We start from the raw sequence: 16660 nt of genomic DNA, 5'->3' as shown, positions 1-16660 counted from the left end.
GGTCTCGCCGTCGTCCTCCGGATGATTGAGCAAAGCGCCTCTCCTGCCTGGTCGAGCCGAAATCATCGGAGCCTCGGCGGCGAGCCGTTCTGCCGCGCTGAACCGCCGGGGCTGGCCCGGCGTTCACTTCGTTTTTGGGGGACTCACATGACCGCTGTATCCAAATGGGTCGCCGCCGGTTCGTCGGCAGCTGTATTCGCGGGCGGGCTCTTCCTCGGAGCCCCGGCCGCCGTCGCAGCACCCGGCGACCCAGCCTGCGTGCAGGCTTCCACCCAGTTTGAGGCCGCCCTCGCTGCCGCCGGCATCACGGAAGCCACGGTTGCAGATCTTGAGTCCAAGGCCGCGATCGCGGCGGACGCCGAGGCTCTTTACAATTCACTGGTCGAAGCGGCCGGAGCAGTTCCTGCCGCCGAACTCGCGACTGCACAGGCAGCGCTGGACGACGCCATCGCAGCGACCGCTGCCGCCGAGGCCGCAGAGGAAGAAGCCGAGGATTCGGGCGATCCGGCCGCCATCAGCGCTGCCCAGGACGCCACGGCAGCAGCCGAGGCGGCCGAGGACGCAGCCCGGCAAGCGGTGACGGACCTGACCGCGGCCTACGACGCAGCCACGAACACGCCGGAGATCGTCGCGGCCCTGGACGCGTTCAACGCGGCGGCCGCCGACTTCGACGCCGCGCTGGCCACTGTCTCGCTCGATGAGGCTTCCGCCGCCGACCTCGCGGGCCTCTTCGACGCCTTCCTGGCCGCCTGCAACCCGGACTCCCCGGCTGATCCGGCGGTCACGCCGCCTGTGACTGCTCCGGTCACCGGTCCGGGAAGCACGACGCCGGGCGTGACCAATGCGGTCGACCTGGCCAACGCCGGGGGCGGCACCGCGGCAGTTGCCACGAACAAGGGCCTCAACGTGCAGACCGCGGCAGAAGCCGAGCCGGGAGTCCACCCCGGGCTGGCGCTCCTCGCCGGGCTGCTCGCGGCCGGCATCGCCGTGCCCGCAGCCGTCGCCCTGAGGATGCGGCGGCTGGAGCGCGCCCGCAAGTAAGCACTTGGCTTCGCATACCACCCCAAGGCAGCGCCGCCCCTTCCCACGGCGCTGGCTTGCCGTGCCTGCCGTTGCCGCCGCTGGGCTCGCGGCGGCTCTCTTCCTGGCGCCGTCGAACGCCGTTCCGCCAAACGGCGGCGGCAGCACCGCCGTCGTGCCTTCAGTTCTGCCCTCCACCGGCGTCCCTTCAGCGGCGGGCTCCCCGAGCGCGACGGCCGGCCGCAGGACGGTCCCGCCGGTGGCTGCGGCGCCGACGGCGGTGTCGATCGACGCCGCGGACCTGAAAGTCCGGGTCCTGCCGCTGACACCGAGCGCGGACGAGCTCGCATCGGAGTCGCTCGTGCCGCCGCTGACGCTCGATGCGTACTGGCTGACGAGCTACGGCGTGCCGGGTGCGGGCTCGACCAACACCACCTACATCGTGGGGCACAGCTGGGACGGCCGGGATGCTCCGTTCAACCGGCTCAGCGACGAGTCCCTCGTAGGCAAGGCCGTCACCGTGACCACTGCGAAGGGCACGCTGAAGTACGTCGTGGATTCGGTGACGACGCACGACAAGAACACGCTCAAGGACAGCGACATCTGGAACGTCGTGCCCAACCGCGTGGTCCTGATCAGCTGCTACACCGAGGACCCGTGGGGCAAGAACGTGGTGGTCACAGCCTCCCCCGCGCCGTAGCAACGCTCTCTCAGATCCCGCCGCTTTTGCCCAAACGGTTCCTCACCTTTCGTCGCCTGTTTCCGGATGCTTCCTCACTTCAGTTTGGGTTTTGATCCAATCCTGATGGAATCCTGCGCGAATCTTAGGCGTGACAGGGCACGCAATTGAGAGCACTGTGACAGTATGAATTCGGTCAAAAAAATCCGACAATAAATTCCTGGGGGAAACTATGTCCACAACCGAATTCATACCCGCTCAAACTCCGCCGTCTTCGGACAAATCGAAGCGCAGAAAGGCCAAAGCAATTCTGGCCGGCGGCCTTGTTCTTGGCATTGGGGCGGCCGTTACGCTCGCCGCTTGGAACGACTCTGAGTTCGTCAAGGGTGCGTTCGGTAGCGGTCACCTGAATATCGAGGGTAGAGCCGACGCCGGCACGGCCTTTGCTGACCATGGCACATCGGCGGCAGCTTTGTCGTTCACTACGGACTTCGGCAACATGAGCCCGGGCGATATTGTTGTCATGCCTTACGCGGTGCGGTTGGACAGGGCCTCAACTTACGACGCATCAGTCACTGTGAACAAACCAAATACTGCCGGAGGCGACAACGCAAAGGGGAACCTCAGCTACAGGGTCGTCACGGTAGATTCGTTCGCGGATTGCCAGCCGGGGGCGACAGGATCCGTGGTTGTTGAAGGCGCATCACTCAATTCCGCTGAAACCTTGGCAGCCTTCGACCTCAATAAGGCTGCCGACGCTCAAACGGACGCTGTTGAACAGCACTTGTGCATTCAGGTGACTGCCGGCAATGGACTGCAGCAAGACCAGTCTGTGACAGCGACATGGGAGTTCGTCGCCACAACCTCCTAGCAGCCATGCGCAAACACGTGAAATCTTCGCGATCAAGAACTTTCACCCGTGTGCGCGCCGTTCTCGCTGGTGCCCTCGTCCTCGGCGTGGGCGCCAGCGTGACGCTCGCGTCGTGGACGGATTCCGAATATGCCGCCGGCACATTCACCGCCAGCACGTTCCGCCTCGAATCCAGCACACAGGCCACGGACTGGAGAGACAGCACCGCACCGACGGACGCATCACTCACCGTGAACGCGACCGGGTTGTCGCCTGGTGCATCCGCCTACTCATGGCTCAATATCCGCACCACGGAGGCATCAACTGTCGGCGGAACAGTTGTTCTGACCAGCTCGACGCCGGTCGGAAACTTGGCGCCTGCTCTTGAGTACCGTGCCGTGCTGACAAATTCGACGTCGGTCTGCGATGCCACCGCGTTTTCCGGCACGCCTACGTATATAGCAGGGTCATCGACATATTTGCCGGTGACCGCCGTGGCGGCTCCGGCAGTCGCCACGCCGGTCGCTGCCGCCGGCACTAACCCGTTGCGATACTGCTTTGACATTCGGATCAAGACGGACGCGAACAACAGTTTCCAAGGCAAGTCGGCAACGGTCACCTGGCTGTTTACAGGCACATCGAATTAGGGAGGGAGGAGGCAAAAGTGAGTCAGAGTAACAACAGAGGCGGCAGGCTCGGCAACGCGCTCCTGAACATCGCTGCCCTCGGCGGAACCGTCTGCATCATCCTGGTGATCCTCGCTTTCTTCTTCCAGATCACCCTGATCATGTTCAAGACTGGTTCCATGGGCCCGACCATCCCTGCCGGCTCGCTCGCCGTCGTCAAAGAGATTCCCGCCCTCGAGGTGCACGTGGGCGACATCGTCACCATCGACCGCCCATCCGCCCTGCCGGTGACTCATCGGGTCACGTCGGTGACGCCGGCGGCGGGCGGCGCAGCCAAGATCACAATGCGCGGCGACGCCAACCCCACTGACGATCCCCTGCCGTACGAAGTCCAGACGGTACGGATCGTCCTGTGGTCCGTTCCGGAACTCGCCTATACAGTAAATGCCGCGAACAACCCGCTGGTGCTGGGCAGCCTTACCGTGGTGATGGCCGTCGTCGTGACCTGGGCATTTTGGCCCCGGGAGAAGCCCCGCGGACGCCGGAACGAAAGCGAGCCACAGGAAGCGGCGACGTGAAGCGGCAGCGCCTTGCCGCCGTCGGGCTCCTCACCCTGGTGGGCGCCTTGGCAGTGGCTCCGCCGGAGCCGACGACGGCGGCCTGGACAGTGCCGCAGCACGCGCAAGGCACGCTTCAGGCCGGGACGGTCATGCCTCCGACTTCGCTAACCTGCACGGCAGGTGCGTTGCAACCAATCACTTTCTACTGGGTTGCACCACGTGGGGACAATTGGACGGGCTATGAGTGGACAATCACGAATGCCGCTGGCGGGGTCTCCCCGCCGCAGCCACTTCCCAAATCGGCCACTAATCTACCTTTGCCGTCTGGTGTGCTCGATGTCGGCACCTTCACGTTCACTTTGGTCGCAAAGGGGCCGGGGCAGTGGACATCACAAGAAGCTGTAACTGGACGCGCCACTGTTGTGACGAGCCTCCTCACCGGTTGCAGCGTGCCCTAACAGTTCAGCCCGGCTCCCCGCGCCCGCTCAGAAACCTGTCCAGCGCGGGTAGGTCATCAGTATTGATGTGGTCGACGCCCGCATCGAGCAGCTCGGTCCACATGGCGTCGCGTGCCGGCCCCGGCTGGTCAGGCGTCGCCCAGAACCGCACCCGGTACCCCTTTGCGCGCGCCGTTTCTACGTACGCGCGCAGCTTGGCGCGCTCGGCCTCCGGCATCGGTCCGACACCCTGCCACGTGAACAGCTTGGTCCAGTTGTCGCTGACCAGCGGCATCAGCCCGGCCGGTATGCCCGAGGCCAGATCCGCCGACCGGCCGTCGTAGAAGCCGAACCTCTTGTCCGCAGCCTGCATCGTGGCCAGCGGACGGTTGCCGCCGTCCCCAACGCCTCCTCAGATCCTGTCGCCAAAAACCAGACGCGTCCTCACCTGGCTTATGCCTAGTGAGGACGCGTCCGGAAAAACCCGACCAAAGGTGAGGAAGGGTCAGAATCGGAGCCCGGCTAGCCGACGTGGATGCCGGGGCGTCGTGCGGGGTCGGGCTCGTTTTCGCGGATGATCTCGCGGACCACGGGCGCGGTGTCGCCGCGGCCCAGGAGCAGGTAGCGCATCAGGTGGGCCAGCGGGTTGCCCTCGGCCCACTCGAAGTACGCGTGCGGGCGGACTCCGGTGGCCGCGTGCAGGGCCAGCAGGATCGCCGCGATGGCGTTGGGCGCGGCCGGGCTGTTCGCGCGAAGGACCCGGTGCCCGTCCACCTCCACGCCCCGCACCGTGAGCACGTCACTGAAGCCCGACGGGTCCGTGACGTCGATCTCCAGGAACATCACGTCGGCGGTGCCGGGCACGGGGTTGTTCTCCCGCTGGTCGGCTTCCTTGGCTGCATACTCCGCGGCGTCCCTGGCCTGCGGGCGGTTGGCGATGATGTTGATCCGGCCGTCGTAGTCAATCGTGTCCGTCACGAAGCGCCGTGCGGCCTCGTCGAACTCGATCCGGTCTACCCGCAGCTCGGTGGTGCGCGAGACGCGGGACACCAGTGACACGGCCACGATGCCCAGGATGAAGAACCCGGAGATCGCCAGGCCGTCCGGCTTCTCGATCACGTTCTCCACCAGCGCGTAGAGCAGCACGAGGGTCAGGATGGTGAAGCCGACGGCGGCCCCGCGCTTCTTTTTGCGCGCTGCGGAAATGCTCACGGCCACCGCGCCGGAGACCATCATGGCCAGGATCCCGGTGGCATAGGCGCCGGCCTGGGCGTTGACGTCGGCCTTGAAGCCGATGGTGATGAGGATGCTGATGGCCGTGTACACGAGGACCACGGGGCGCACCGCGCGGGACCAGTCGGGCGCCATGCCGTAGGAGGGCAGGTACCGGGGCACGATGTTGATGAGCCCGGCCATGGCGGACGCGCCAGCGAACCACAGGATCAGGATGCTGCTGATGTCATAGACGGAGCCGAAGCCGTTGCCCAGCCGCTCGTGCGCCAGGTACGCGAGCGCGCGGCCGTTCGCCGGGCCGCCCTCCTGGAAGGCCGACGCCGGAATCAGGACGGTGGTCACGAAGCTGCTGCCGATCAGGTAGACGCTCATGACCAGGGCCGCCGTCGTCAGGAGCTTGCGGGTGTTGCGGATCCGGTTCCGGAGCGTCTCCTCGGGCGTCGTGCCGGCGGCCTTCACCAGGGGCATCATGCTGACCCCGGTCTCGAAGCCGGAGAGGCCCAGCACCAGCAGCGGGAACGCAAGGACCGCAGGGCCGGCGACATTAAAGAAGCCGCCGCCAAAGGAGCCGAGTGCAGCGATCCAGGCGCCCACGGCACCGGGCTGGGTGACGGCGTCGTAAATCCCGGTGCCGATGATGACGGCGTTCAGCAGCAGAAAGACGCCCACCAGCGGAATGGCCACGGCCACCGCCTCGGAGAAGCCCAGCAGGAACACCCCGCCCAGGATCAGCAGCATCACCACGGTGATGGGGACGGCCTGGCCTTCCAGGAACGGCGGCAGGTACGGGTTCTCCAGCATGTGCACGGTGGCGTCGGCGGCGGACAAGGTGATGGTGATGATCCACGACGTCGCCACGAACCCAAGCAGCACCAGCACGAACACTTTCCCGCGCCAGAACGGCAGCAGGTTCTCGAGCATGGCCACGGACCCCTGCCCGTGCGGGCTCTCGTGCGCCACCCGCCGGTACATGGGCAGCATGCCCAGTAGGGTGAGGCCCACGATCAGCAGTGTGGCCAGCGGAGACAACGCGCCGGCGGCGAGCGCGGCGATGCCGGGCAGGTAGGACAGCGTGGAGAAGTAGTCCACGCCGGTGAGGCACATGACCTTCCACCAGCTCTGCTGATGCCCCGTGCCCTCCTCGGACTCCGGCCCCACCGGCTGGTGCACCTTGTGCTCCAGCAGCCACCGCGTGAGCGCGCCGCCGGGGCCGTTTTCCCGCTCTGGGTTGGGCACGCTGGCCGGAACGGAATACTGGGCTGGTGCGGTCATGAAATGTCTTTCTGGAATGGCGGGAAACGGTGCCGGTAAGTGAAGAAGGGTTTGGGAATTGGCGGCGAAGCGTGAGGAAGGGTTTGTTACCCGCCGCCGGACCGCGGGAGAGCGTCCGACGGCGGGGGCTACTTCGTTGCTCTGATCAGCCGGTAGATCATGTAGCCGGTCACGCCGATCCCGAGGATCAGCCACAGCAACGGGGCACTTTGGGTCAGCATGGCAGGACACGGCCTTGCGTGCTTGAGATGGCCACGGGGTCCTTCGATTCACAATGGGCAGTTTGCTGATGACCACGGGAGCCTAGCACCGGCCGGAATGCGTAAAGCGCCAAAACCGGGGATCTTAACGCTTTCTTAACGCCTTGCCCTTCACACCGGCCGCTGGGAATTCCGCGGTGGTAGCGTGACGCGTATGCGCGACGTTCCTGCCCCGAAGGCCCGGTCTTCAGGCACGGTGTTCCCGCGCATCCTCAACGTCTTCGCGCCCCAGCACCCGGCCCAGGTGATCGTGCTCGGGTTCGCCGCCGCCGTCGCCGTCGGAACGGGCCTGCTCATGCTGCCCGTCGCCCGGAACGGCCCGGAGGGTGCACCCTTCCTCGATGCCCTGTTCACCTCCACCTCCTCGGTGTGCGTCACGGGCCTGATCACCGTCGACACCCCCGTGTACTGGAGCGGCTTCGGCAAGGTGGTGATCATGGCCCTGATCCAGATCGGCGGGTTCGGGGTCATGTCCTTCGGCACGCTGCTGGGCGTGCTCATGGCCCGCCGGCTGGGCCTGCGCTCACGGCTCTCGGCCGCCGCGGAGATGCAGAGCACGGGCTTCGGCGACGTGCGCCGGGTGCTGCTCGGGGTGCTGGCCATCAGCCTCACCGTGGAGATTGTGCTCGCGGGGATCCTGGCGGCCAGGCTCGTGGCGGGTTACGGCTATGAGCCCGGGCGGGCGCTGTGGCACGGCGTCTTCCATTCGGTGTCCTCCTTTAACAACGCCGGGTTCGCGCTGCACACGGACAACCTCATCGGCTTCGCGGGCGACCCCTGGATCTGCCTGCCCATCGCGGCCGCGGTGATCATCGGCGGCCTCGGGTTCCCGGTGCTGTTCGAGCTGCGGCGGCAGTACCAGCGGCCCATCCACTGGAGCATGAACACCAAGCTGGTCCTGGTGGGCACCGCCGTCCTCCTGGCACTGGGCACCGTCTTCATCACCGCGGTCGAATGGTCCAATCCGGCCACCCTCGGCGCGCTCAAACCGGGCGAACGCATCCTGGCCGGTTTCTTCCAGTCCGTTATTACGCGCACGGCCGGGTTCAACAGCATCGACATCGGGCACATGCATGAGGTGTCCTGGCTGGGCATGGACATCCTGATGTTCATCGGCGGCGGCCCGGCAAGCACCGCCGGCGGCCTGAAGATCACCACGTTCAGCGTGCTGTTCTTCATCCTTGTGACGGAGCTGCAGGGCGGCACGGCGGTGAACGTCTTCGGCAAGCGCCTCTCCCGCGCCGTGCACCGGCAGGCGATCACAGTGGTGCTGCTGGCCATCGGGCTGGTGGTCGGCTCCACGATGTTCCTCATGGTCATTACCAACTTCGACCAGGAGCGGATCCTGTTCGAGGTGATCTCCGCGTTCGCCACGGTGGGGCTGTCCACCGGCATCACGGCCGCCCTGCCACCGGCTGGCCAGGTGGTGCTGATCCTGCTGATGTTCATCGGCCGCCTCGGCCCTGTGACGCTTGGCGCCGCCCTGGCACTCCGCGAGCGCCCACTCCTCTACGAATTCCCGAAGGAAAGGCCCCTCATTGGCTAAGAACCTCTTCTCCCGTTCACCTGATTCCGCGGCGCAGGCGGACACGGTTGTGGTCATCGGGCTGGGCCGTTTCGGCGGCGCCCTGGCGCTGGAGCTCGAGGCGCAGGGCACCGAGGTGCTCGGCATCGACGCCAACGAGGAAACCGTCCAGTCCTACAACGGCCGCCTCACCCACGTGGTCCGGGCCGACTCCACCAAGGAGGAGGTGCTGCGCCAGCTCTCCGTCCACGAGTTCGACCGGGCCGTGGTGGGCATCGGCAGCGACATCGAGGCGAGCATCCTCACGACGTCGCGCCTGCTCACCTTCAAGAAGCCGCAGATCTGGGCCAAGGCCATCAGCGAGCCGCACGCCGAGATCCTGAACCAACTCGGGGTGAACCACGTGATCCGCCCCGAGCACGACATGGGCAAGCGCGTGGCCCACCTGGTCCGCGGCTCGCTGCTGGACTACGTGGAATTCGAGGACGACTTCGTCATGATCCGCACCAGCCCGCCCACCGAAGCCCGCGACCGCCCGCTCGGCGTGCTGGGCCTGCGCGACAAGTACGGCATCACCATCGTGGCGGTCAAGCGCCCCGGCGGCATCTGGGGCCACACCACGGCGCAGACCGTCCTGTACGACGACGACCAGATCATCGTGCAGGGCAGCAAGACGCAGGCGGAGCGCTTCAGCAATATGGCTTAGGCGCCTTTCACGGGGCCCCCTTTACCGGGTCGCCGGCGCCTCGATAAAGACCAGCTGGGACAGGCTGGTGGCCGGCCTCCGCCGCCGGCGGGCAGGCTTGCCGACGGCGTAAGCCGGGTTCCCGGCGTCGGACCTCAGTTTGCCCGCGCCAGTGGAATGCTCACCTTGGGACTGCCCGACGGCGGCTGCCGCCCTTCCGGCCGGGACCCGCCGCACGCTGAGCTGCTCGAGATCCAGGAGCCGGCGGGCGCCGGTCCGGGCGTCGATAATCCAGAAGAGGTCGATGTCCCGCAAGGTGCTGCTCACCGTCCCCTGGTGCGCCAGCCGTCCGCGGTGCCACGCCTCGACCTCGTCGCCCACCGCCAGCTCGGCGCTGGACTTCACTTCAAGCTCCAGATGTTCGTTCACGGCCGGTTCCCCTCCATTGGAATGTTGATGGCACCAGCCTGCCCCACGCTGTTTTCTAAAACGTTTCGGCTAGATGTTTACCGTGCGTCATCCCTGTTTCCGGCTCCGCCTGCGAGCGCACCACCTGTGGTGAAAACGGCGGTGCGCTCCCGGACTTCACCCGGGAACGCGATGACAGCCGTCCCGTCGTCGGGATTCCGAGGCTTCTTTACATGTTGGTGTGCGGCGTGCCGGGGAGAATCTCGGCGCCGGTCGCGGCGGTCCAGGAAATTCGGCCGCCCTGGAAGCCCTGCATGGTCCTGCCGTCAGACGTGGTGAATTCGTCTGTGGTCGGGTAGCCGAGGCTGCCGTCCTGCGCGCCGCTGTTTAGCCAAGCGGTGCGGATCGCGCCCTTGGACACTTGGGCGCCGGTCATGGAGGACCAGACGATTGCACCTTTCTCAAACGACTGCGAGGCCCCGCCAGCCCGCAGACCGGTGGTTTCACGGAGGTCCTTGGGGTATCCCAGGCCGCTGGTATATCCGCCCACCGAGAAGTACTTCTTGCCGATGGCACCGGAAAGGATGGAAATGCTGCGGTCGGTGTAAACAATCACGCCGTTCTGGAAGCCCTGGGCGGTTCCTCCGTTTGGGGTGGCGTACTGTTCCGTGACGGGGTATCCGAGCTTGCTCCTGTCCCTTCCATCCTGAAGCCAGATCGAAGCAATAGGACCATACACCGCACGCGCTCCGGTCTTGGGAGACCAGTAGATGGTTCCGCCGTCAAAGTGCTGTCCCGCGCCGCCGTCCTTGAGCCCCACCATTTCGTCGGTTTGGGCGGCGTTGAACCCGCGGTACTTGCCTTGGCCGGCCTTCCAGCGGGCTCCGATGGCACCGGAAATGGCGTGTGCGCCGAGCGGGGAAGCCCACGTGATCCATCCGCCCTGGTATTGCTGATAAGTGGTGTTGTCGAACGCAACACCGCTTTTGAATTCTCCCGAAACCGGGTAGCCGAACCTGCCCTTCTCGTAGCCGAGCTTGGCGTAGGCGGTACGGATGGCACCGCGCGAAACCTGCGCGCCGGTAGCCGGCGAATAAACAACGAACCCACGCTGGTACTGCCGGTACGCGCCGCCTTCTTTCAGGCCGGTCCGTACCGGCCCCAAAGGTGAACCGAGGCCATACTTTACGGCCGTCGCACTGATGGCGGCGTCCCGGGCGGCCGGTGAAGTCGCCATGGGGGCGGCGCCGCCCGCGCTGTCGAAATTATTGTTGTAGCACTCCATCGCGCCGCTGGGTGCCGCCTTGATGCAGTGCTCTGCCGCGTGGGCCGGCACAACCGCCAGAAAGGAGCCGCCAAGGAGGCCGAGACCGAGCACGGCAGAAAGAAATTTCGAGCGCATGAATCCCCCATGAAAAAGGCCGGAAGGTCCCGGCTGGGGAAATCGTAACTGATAACAACGGAAAAAAATGTAACAAATCAATCAACTGGATTTTCATTTCTTGCGGTCTCGTCAAACCGATGAATCCGCCCACGTGGGAGGCCCATCCGCGCCCCTTGGTCCCCCATCCGGGGCGGTCTCCGGCGGCGAACTGCTCCCGACGTCCAAGGTTTTTCCACGCCGGTATTCCTAGGGTCGGAATCAATCCACCGGGGGTTCATACGGACCGGGGTGTACGCGAAAGGGGGCGCAGATGGATCTTCGACACGTACTGCGCCCTGAGCGGGTGGCGCGGACCGCCGTCGGCAGTTTGGCCGTTGGCGCGCTGGTGGCGTTTATGTCGCTGACCCCGCTGGCATCTGCGAATGCGCATGACGCCGTCGAAGGGCAGGCTTCCTCCGCAGCTTCAGCAGGCCGGGAATCCGCCCCGGCATCCACGGTTCCCTGGGTGTTTTTCGGCGCAGCCGCGGTACTCGCAGCCGGTGTCCTGGTGACGGGACGGTACGTCCGCCGGAACCTGCGCGACGAAAACGTGCACAATAGGAACCGAGATGTGTAATAAATGCTCAGCTGGTGTGATTCACGTCATATCATTGCGTAAAGTGCATTCCGCTGCTGACGCCAACGTCGACGCCCAGGAGAAAGGACAGCCCGTGAAGCCGCATGCTTCGTTCCGCCTGTTCCGCTCCGGGCTGATCGGGTCCATCGTCCTGGGCCTGGCCGCCGGCGGGCACCTCGCCGGCGGGGGCCAGCTGCCCGAGCCGGCAATCCTCGCGGCCCTGTGCGCGGTGACCATGGTTCCGGTCGCCGCGCTGACCCGCTTCAAGCTGTCGCTGCCGGTGCTCATCGGGCTGCTAGCTGGCGGTCAGGCCTGGCTGCACTGGGCTTTCGACGCCATGTCTGCAAGTACTGGTGCAGCGGTTTCCCCGGCGCTGCTTTCCGAGCACGCCGGACACGCCTCGGCCGCGCTGAACCATGAAGCTCTAATGATGGCTCCGGCCCACGGGTCTGCACCCGGCGGATTCATGTTCGCCGCCCACGCCGTCGCCACCCTGGTCACGGCGCTGCTGCTTGCCCGTGGCGAGCGGGCCCTCGGGGCTCTGGCCGACTGGCTCGGCCCGCTGTTTTGGGCTCCCGAACCGGCCGTCATCGTTCCCGTCCGTGTTCCGCGCCCGCATTTCGCGGCCGCGCTCCTTCCGCCCCAGCACCATTCGGTGCGCCTTCCGTCTCGGCGTGGCCCTCCGCTGCCCGCAGCCGCCGCCTAGAGACAGTTCCTTTCGCTCCTTTCACGCAAGGGCCCCTTCACCATGGCCCCTTTCACGCAGGGCAGGAACTTCCGACGGCGGTTCTTCCGCTTTCCGGACAGGCCCACCGGCCTGCCATTCCTGACCCCTTAAAACCTGTGAAAGGCACACCTGCCATGAATACCTCCCTTCGCCGCACCCTCAAGAGCACCGCTGCCGCCACCCTGACCGCCGGTCTCCTGGCCGCAGGCGCGGCCGCCGCCTCCGCCCATGTCAGCGTCGACCCCTCCGCCACCGCCGAGGGCGGTTTCACCAAACTCACGTTTAGCGTCCCAAACGAGTCCGAGACCGCCAAGACCAACCGGCTCGAAGTGAAGCTCCCCACTGACACCCCGCTGACCTCCGTCTCGGTCCTCCCCATCGAAGGATGGAAGGCCCAGGTCGTCACCACCACCCTGCCCAAGCCGGTCGAGGTGGCCGGGGCAACCGTGACCAAGGCGCCCACCAGCGTGGTCTGGACAGCCGACGCCGCGCACCAGATCGGGCAGAACCAGTTCCAGACCTTCACCCTGTCCGTTGGCCGCCTCCCCGCAGCCGGCACCACGGTGACGCTGCCCGCGGCGCAGGGCTACACGGACGGGACCACCGTCAACTGGGCCGACGCCGCCGAGCACCACGACCACGCTTCCGCAACGTCAACCGCGGCCGCATCGTCGGCACCAGCGTCGGAGGCGGAGGAGTCCCACCCGGCGCCGTCGTTCGTTACCACGGCGGCTGAAGGCGAGGGCGCCCACGCCGAAGCCACCCCTGCCACCACGCAGGCATCCGCTGTGGCACCGGCCTCCTCCTCCGGCGGCAGTGACACCCTCGGCTGGGTCGGACTGGCCGCAGGACTGCTCGGCCTCGCGGCGGGCGTGACGGCACTGGCCCGAACCCGCGCCAGCCGCGGCAACTAGGCTTCCCGGCAACCAGGCTTCCCTGCAGTTAGGCAGGCGCGGCGGCACCCGGGCAGGCAACTAGCCCCGGTGCCCGCCAGCCCGCCAACAATTACACGCTGAGCTCCTCACACCCGGCCGACCGGTCGAGAGGTTCCTTCGTGCTACCCACCAACGCTTTGCGCTGCCCAGATGCGTTCTGTCCGGCTTCGGACGCCCCTGCTTCGGGACGCCCAGGCCTGGAACGCCCAGGTTCGGGACGTCGCCCGGCGGTACCACGCGCCGTCGTGCCCTAAGCCGCCCCCGGCCGTCCCAACGCCCACCTGCGCAGCGCCTCCAGTACCCGAAAGAAAACACCATGACTGTATTAGTCGACCCCGAAAACTCCACGCGACCGGCCCCGCCGGACATCGCATCCGCCGCCAACGCACCGGAAAGCCGCGGCTGGTTCCGATCGTTCGTGCTCCGGCTGCACTTCTACGCCGGAATCCTCGCCGGCCCTTTCCTTCTAATCGCCGCGGTCAGCGGCGGCATCTACGCCATCGCGCCGCAACTGGAACAGGCCGTCTACGCCAAGGAACTGCACGTCCCGGCCGTCGCCACGCCGCTGCCGCTCTCAGCCCAGGTCAAGGCGGCCATGGACTCCGCTGGCGGCGCCACCCCGGTCACCGTCCGTCCGGCGCCCGGCCCCGAGGACACTACCCGGGTGCTGTTCGCCGACCCCTCACTGGGCGAATCCGAGTACAGGACCGTCTTCGTGAATCCGGGCACCGGCGAAATCCGCGGAGACCTGACCACCTACGGCAGCAGCGGCGCGCTCCCGATGCGCACCTGGATCTCGAACCTGCACCGTTCCCTGAACCTGGGCGAACCCGGCAGGATCTACAGCGAACTGGCTGCGTCCTGGCTCTGGGTGGTCGCCCTCGGCGGCCTCGTCCTGTGGATCGACAGGATCCGCCGACGCCGCCAGACCGCCCCCAAAAAGCCCCGCCCGGCGCCCGGCAGGGCCAGGACGGTCTGGCTTCACGGCACCACCGGCACCGTCATGCTCGCCGCGTTCCTGTTCCTGTCCGCAACCGGCCTGACCTGGTCCTCCCATGCCGGGGACAACATCACAGTCCTGCGGACCAGCCTCGGCTGGCTCGCCCCCACTGTTTCCACCAGCCTGGACGGCAAGCCCCCGGCGGCCGCCGGTGACCACGCCAGCCATACGCAGGCTCCGGCCGGCGCAGCATCAGATCCGGCAGCCTATGACACCGTCCAGCGGATCGCCCGGGCGGACATCATCACGGCCCCGATGGTCGACATCAAACCGCCCGCAAAAGCCGGCACGGCCTGGACCGTGACCGAGTCCGGCCGGGAGTGGCCGGCCACGGCAAGCGCTGTCGCCATCGACCCGGACGCCGGGAAGGTCACCAGCCGGGCCGACTTCAAGGACTTCGGCCTCGCAGCGAAGCTGACCCGCTGGACCATCGCGGCGCACATGGGCCTGCTCTTCGGCCTGCCGAACCAGCTGGTCCTGCTGGCCGTGGCCGCGGGCCTGTCCGCCATGGTGGTGTGGGGTTATGTCATGTGGTGGAAGCGCCGCCCCACCCGCGGCAGCGCCTGGGCCATGGGCCGGCCGGCGCCGCGGGGAGCCTTCGTCCGCGGCCACTGGGCAGGCGTCCTGGCCGCGATGACGGCGATGCTCCTCGTGGGCATGTTCCTGCCGCTCCTTGGCTGGAGCCTGCTCGCCTTCATCCTCCTGGACACGGCGATTGGGGAAGCCAAGCGCCGTCGTCGTTCTTCTGTGCCGGAAGCGGCATCAGATCGGTCGGAAGCACTATCCCGGTAGCACCGTGCAAGGTGGGCATGGCCGCCCCGGCCCGCCGTCGATAGACTGGGAGTGGCCGCCGCGGCAGCAGGCCGCCCCGGCTTTCCCGAACAGGAGGTCACGATGGGTTTGGGTGACAAGATCCACAACGCCGCCGAAAAACTCCACGGCAGAAGCAAGGAAGCAGCCGGCCGCGCCAGCGGAAACGAACGGCTCCGGTCCGAAGGCAGGGCCCGCCACATCAGGGCTGACCTCAAGCAGGCCGGCGAAAAGATCAAGGACGCCTTCAGGAGGCACTAAGGTCGCGCATTAGAGCTCGGGGCCCTGTCCGGTAAGAGCGGACAGGGCCCCGCCTCGTGCGTCGCTCTTCAAACGCGGGCCGTTCAAACGCGGGCGGGCGTTAAAAAAGCGTTAAGATTCCCGCCGCCGCGCGTGGAAGCAGTGTCTTGGCGACACGCGGCACAGTACCGTTGATCCATGCCGTCCTGCGATGGCCCCCCAACACCGCAGGGCGGCATTTCCATGCCCTCCGGCCGCGCGCTGTCCGCCCGAGTTGCTCTCCTGTCAGCCCGGCTCTTTGCCAATTACCAAAAGTGGCCGCCCGGAGTGGCCTCGAAGCGGCCCTTTTTGGCATTACGGCGCCGCGGTGCAAGAACCAACCCCTCCCACCCCGGCCGGCCAAACAGAAAAAAGTAAGCAACCTCACTTTTCCACCCATCCAACCTCGGCGCTGCCCCGAACTGCCTGTGTCCCAACCACGGGAGATCCACCACCACTCGCACGAGGAGAACACTTCCGATGAATAAGACTTTGCGCTTTTTGGCCGTCCCCACGCTCGCACTTGGAGCACTTGCCGTGTCCGGCGCACCCGCAATGGCTGCCGACGGTGACCAGACCTACCAGGCCACGCTCGGCCAGCTGAACGGCAGCTCCGCCTCGGGCACCGTCACCCTGCACGTCACCGGCAACCAGGCCCACGTGGTCCTCAACGTCTCCGGCCTCGCCCAGACGTTCAACAATGCGCCGTATCCGCACGTCCAGCACATCCATGTTGGCGCCAAGGGCCAGTGCCCCGGCCCGGCAGCGGACACCAACGGCGACGGGGTCATCTCCACCACCGAGGGCGCCCCGGCCTACGGCAAGATCGGCACCACGCTCTCCACCAGCGGGGACACCAGCCCGGCGGCCGGCCTGGACCTCAAGGTCGCCGGCCAGGGCAGCGCCTACACGATCGACCGCAGCTTCCCGCTCAACGCCGAGACCAAGGCAGCCCTGCAGAACGGCACCGCCGCTGTGGTTGTCCACGGGCTCGATCCTGCAACACTGAGCGCCGCCGGCCAGGCCGCCAAGAGTGATCTCGTGCCCAGCCTGCCGCTCGCGGCCACGTCGCCTGCCCTCTGCGGCACCCTCGCCGTCGGACAGATGAACATGCCGGTGGGCGGCGCCGACACCGGCGTTGCGCAGACTCCGCAGAAGAACGACGCCGGGGTGCTGGCTTTGGGCGGGGGCCTCGTCCTGGCTGCCGCTGCGGGCGGAACCTACATCGTCCGCCGCCGCAGGGCAGCCGACGCAGCGTAGGTTTTCCGCCCGGGCCCGGCCCGGTTTTGGAACGGGAGTCCGGACTGGAATCGGGTGGGTACGGGTTCCGGCGGCCGCGGGCGCCGTGGGGGCG

The 16660-nt window shown here is 66.8% G+C and carries 17 protein-coding genes; 13 read left to right on the top strand and 4 right to left on the bottom strand.

The window, feature by feature from the left end:
* The first annotated feature begins 147 nt into the window (after positions 1-147).
* From ACFRAH_RS19635 to ACFRAH_RS19615, 5 genes are all read left to right on the top strand, one after another.
* Entirely contained in the window at positions 148-1041 is an 894-nt protein-coding gene (locus ACFRAH_RS19635; protein ID WP_377992587.1) for a hypothetical protein, read from the top strand.
* 61 nt (positions 1042-1102) lie between these two features.
* Entirely contained in the window at positions 1103-1720 is a 618-nt protein-coding gene (locus ACFRAH_RS19630) for a class F sortase (protein ID WP_377992586.1), read from the top strand.
* Positions 1721-1931: 211 nt separating this feature from the next.
* Positions 1932-2570, top strand: a complete 639-nt coding sequence (locus tag ACFRAH_RS19625; protein WP_377992585.1) for a SipW-dependent-type signal peptide-containing protein — start codon at positions 1932-1934, stop codon at positions 2568-2570.
* Between the two features lie 5 nt (positions 2571-2575).
* Positions 2576-3196 (top strand): SipW-dependent-type signal peptide-containing protein, encoded by a 621-nt coding sequence (locus tag ACFRAH_RS19620; RefSeq protein ID WP_377992584.1) that lies wholly within the window; start codon positions 2576-2578, stop codon positions 3194-3196.
* 17 nt (positions 3197-3213) lie between these two features.
* Positions 3214-3753 (top strand): signal peptidase I, encoded by a 540-nt coding sequence (locus ACFRAH_RS19615; RefSeq protein WP_377992583.1) that lies wholly within the window; start codon positions 3214-3216, stop codon positions 3751-3753.
* A gap of 444 nt (positions 3754-4197) precedes the next feature.
* On the opposite strand, the gene ACFRAH_RS19610 is transcribed toward ACFRAH_RS19615, so the two are convergent.
* Both ACFRAH_RS19610 and ACFRAH_RS19605 read right to left on the bottom strand, forming a co-directional pair.
* Positions 4198-4545 carry a hypothetical protein gene (locus ACFRAH_RS19610; protein ID WP_377992582.1) on the bottom strand — a complete coding sequence of 116 codons (348 nt, stop codon included), beginning with the start codon at positions 4543-4545 and terminating at the stop codon, positions 4198-4200.
* 149 nt (positions 4546-4694) lie between these two features.
* On the bottom strand, positions 4695-6677 hold the full coding sequence (locus ACFRAH_RS19605; protein ID WP_377992581.1) for an amino acid transporter: 1983 nt from the start codon (positions 6675-6677) through the stop codon (positions 4695-4697).
* A 414-nt stretch (positions 6678-7091) separates the two neighbouring features.
* Between ACFRAH_RS19605 and ACFRAH_RS19600 the strand changes: the two genes are divergently transcribed.
* Together ACFRAH_RS19600 and ACFRAH_RS19595 are read left to right on the top strand one after the other, a co-directional pair.
* Entirely contained in the window at positions 7092-8483 is a 1392-nt protein-coding gene (locus ACFRAH_RS19600; protein ID WP_377992580.1) for a TrkH family potassium uptake protein, read from the top strand.
* Positions 8476-9168 carry a potassium channel family protein gene (locus ACFRAH_RS19595; RefSeq protein ID WP_377992579.1) on the top strand — a complete coding sequence of 231 codons (693 nt, stop codon included), beginning with the start codon at positions 8476-8478 and terminating at the stop codon, positions 9166-9168. Before ACFRAH_RS19600 ends, ACFRAH_RS19595 begins: the two co-directional genes overlap by 8 nt.
* 21 nt (positions 9169-9189) lie before the next feature.
* Here ACFRAH_RS19595 and ACFRAH_RS19590 read toward each other — a convergent pair whose 3' ends face one another.
* The gene (locus ACFRAH_RS19590; protein ID WP_377992578.1) at positions 9190-9576 is read right to left on the bottom strand and encodes a hypothetical protein; all 387 of its coding nucleotides are present in this window, start codon (positions 9574-9576) and stop codon (positions 9190-9192) included.
* Positions 9577-9784: 208 nt separating this feature from the next.
* Positions 9785-11038, bottom strand: coding sequence for a hypothetical protein (locus ACFRAH_RS19585; RefSeq protein WP_377992577.1), 1254 nt, complete (start codon positions 11036-11038; stop codon positions 9785-9787).
* 211 nt (positions 11039-11249) lie between these two features.
* Here ACFRAH_RS19585 and ACFRAH_RS19580 point away from each other — a divergent pair, with 211 nt between their 5' ends.
* From ACFRAH_RS19580 to ACFRAH_RS19555, 6 genes are all read left to right on the top strand, one after another.
* Positions 11250-11555: a hypothetical protein gene (locus ACFRAH_RS19580; RefSeq protein ID WP_377992576.1), complete on the top strand. Its 306-nt coding sequence runs from the start codon at positions 11250-11252 to the stop codon at positions 11553-11555.
* A 43-nt stretch (positions 11556-11598) separates the two neighbouring features.
* Positions 11599-12261: a hypothetical protein gene (locus tag ACFRAH_RS19575; protein ID WP_377992575.1), complete on the top strand. Its 663-nt coding sequence runs from the start codon at positions 11599-11601 to the stop codon at positions 12259-12261.
* A gap of 155 nt (positions 12262-12416) precedes the next feature.
* Positions 12417-13196, top strand: coding sequence for a YcnI family protein (locus tag ACFRAH_RS19570; protein ID WP_377992574.1), 780 nt, complete (start codon positions 12417-12419; stop codon positions 13194-13196).
* A 337-nt stretch (positions 13197-13533) separates the two neighbouring features.
* A complete protein-coding gene (locus tag ACFRAH_RS19565; protein ID WP_377992573.1) occupies positions 13534-15009 on the top strand; it encodes a PepSY-associated TM helix domain-containing protein in 1476 nt (491 codons plus the stop codon).
* Positions 15010-15111: 102 nt separating this feature from the next.
* Positions 15112-15288: a CsbD family protein gene (locus tag ACFRAH_RS19560; RefSeq protein WP_306925217.1), complete on the top strand. Its 177-nt coding sequence runs from the start codon at positions 15112-15114 to the stop codon at positions 15286-15288.
* A 498-nt stretch (positions 15289-15786) separates the two neighbouring features.
* Positions 15787-16566 carry a hypothetical protein gene (locus ACFRAH_RS19555; protein ID WP_377992572.1) on the top strand — a complete coding sequence of 260 codons (780 nt, stop codon included), beginning with the start codon at positions 15787-15789 and terminating at the stop codon, positions 16564-16566.
* The last annotated feature ends 94 nt before the right edge of the window (positions 16567-16660 follow it).

The organism is Arthrobacter sp. NPDC056727 (assembly GCF_042790555.1).
Taxonomy (GTDB): Bacteria; Actinomycetota; Actinomycetes; order Actinomycetales; family Micrococcaceae; genus Arthrobacter.
The sequence above is the reverse complement of the archived record's forward strand: the minus strand, read 5'-3'. Positions and strand labels throughout refer to the sequence as shown.

Coding starts and splice junctions, on each gene's coding strand:
- ACFRAH_RS19635 (WP_377992587.1), top strand. CDS start 148: ATGACCGCTGTATCCAAATGGGTCGCCGCCGGTTCGTCGGCAGCTGTA.
- ACFRAH_RS19625 (WP_377992585.1), top strand. CDS start 1,932: ATGTCCACAACCGAATTCATACCCGCTCAAACTCCGCCGTCTTCGGAC.
- ACFRAH_RS19620 (WP_377992584.1), top strand. CDS start 2,576: ATGCGCAAACACGTGAAATCTTCGCGATCAAGAACTTTCACCCGTGTG.
- ACFRAH_RS19610 (WP_377992582.1), bottom strand. CDS start 4,545: ATGCAGGCTGCGGACAAGAGGTTCGGCTTCTACGACGGCCGGTCGGCG.
- ACFRAH_RS19605 (WP_377992581.1), bottom strand. CDS start 6,677: ATGACCGCACCAGCCCAGTATTCCGTTCCGGCCAGCGTGCCCAACCCA.
- ACFRAH_RS19600 (WP_377992580.1), top strand. CDS start 7,092: ATGCGCGACGTTCCTGCCCCGAAGGCCCGGTCTTCAGGCACGGTGTTC.
- ACFRAH_RS19580 (WP_377992576.1), top strand. CDS start 11,250: ATGGATCTTCGACACGTACTGCGCCCTGAGCGGGTGGCGCGGACCGCC.
- ACFRAH_RS19570 (WP_377992574.1), top strand. CDS start 12,417: ATGAATACCTCCCTTCGCCGCACCCTCAAGAGCACCGCTGCCGCCACC.
- ACFRAH_RS19565 (WP_377992573.1), top strand. CDS start 13,534: ATGACTGTATTAGTCGACCCCGAAAACTCCACGCGACCGGCCCCGCCG.
- ACFRAH_RS19560 (WP_306925217.1), top strand. CDS start 15,112: ATGGGTTTGGGTGACAAGATCCACAACGCCGCCGAAAAACTCCACGGC.
- ACFRAH_RS19555 (WP_377992572.1), top strand. CDS start 15,787: ATGAATAAGACTTTGCGCTTTTTGGCCGTCCCCACGCTCGCACTTGGA.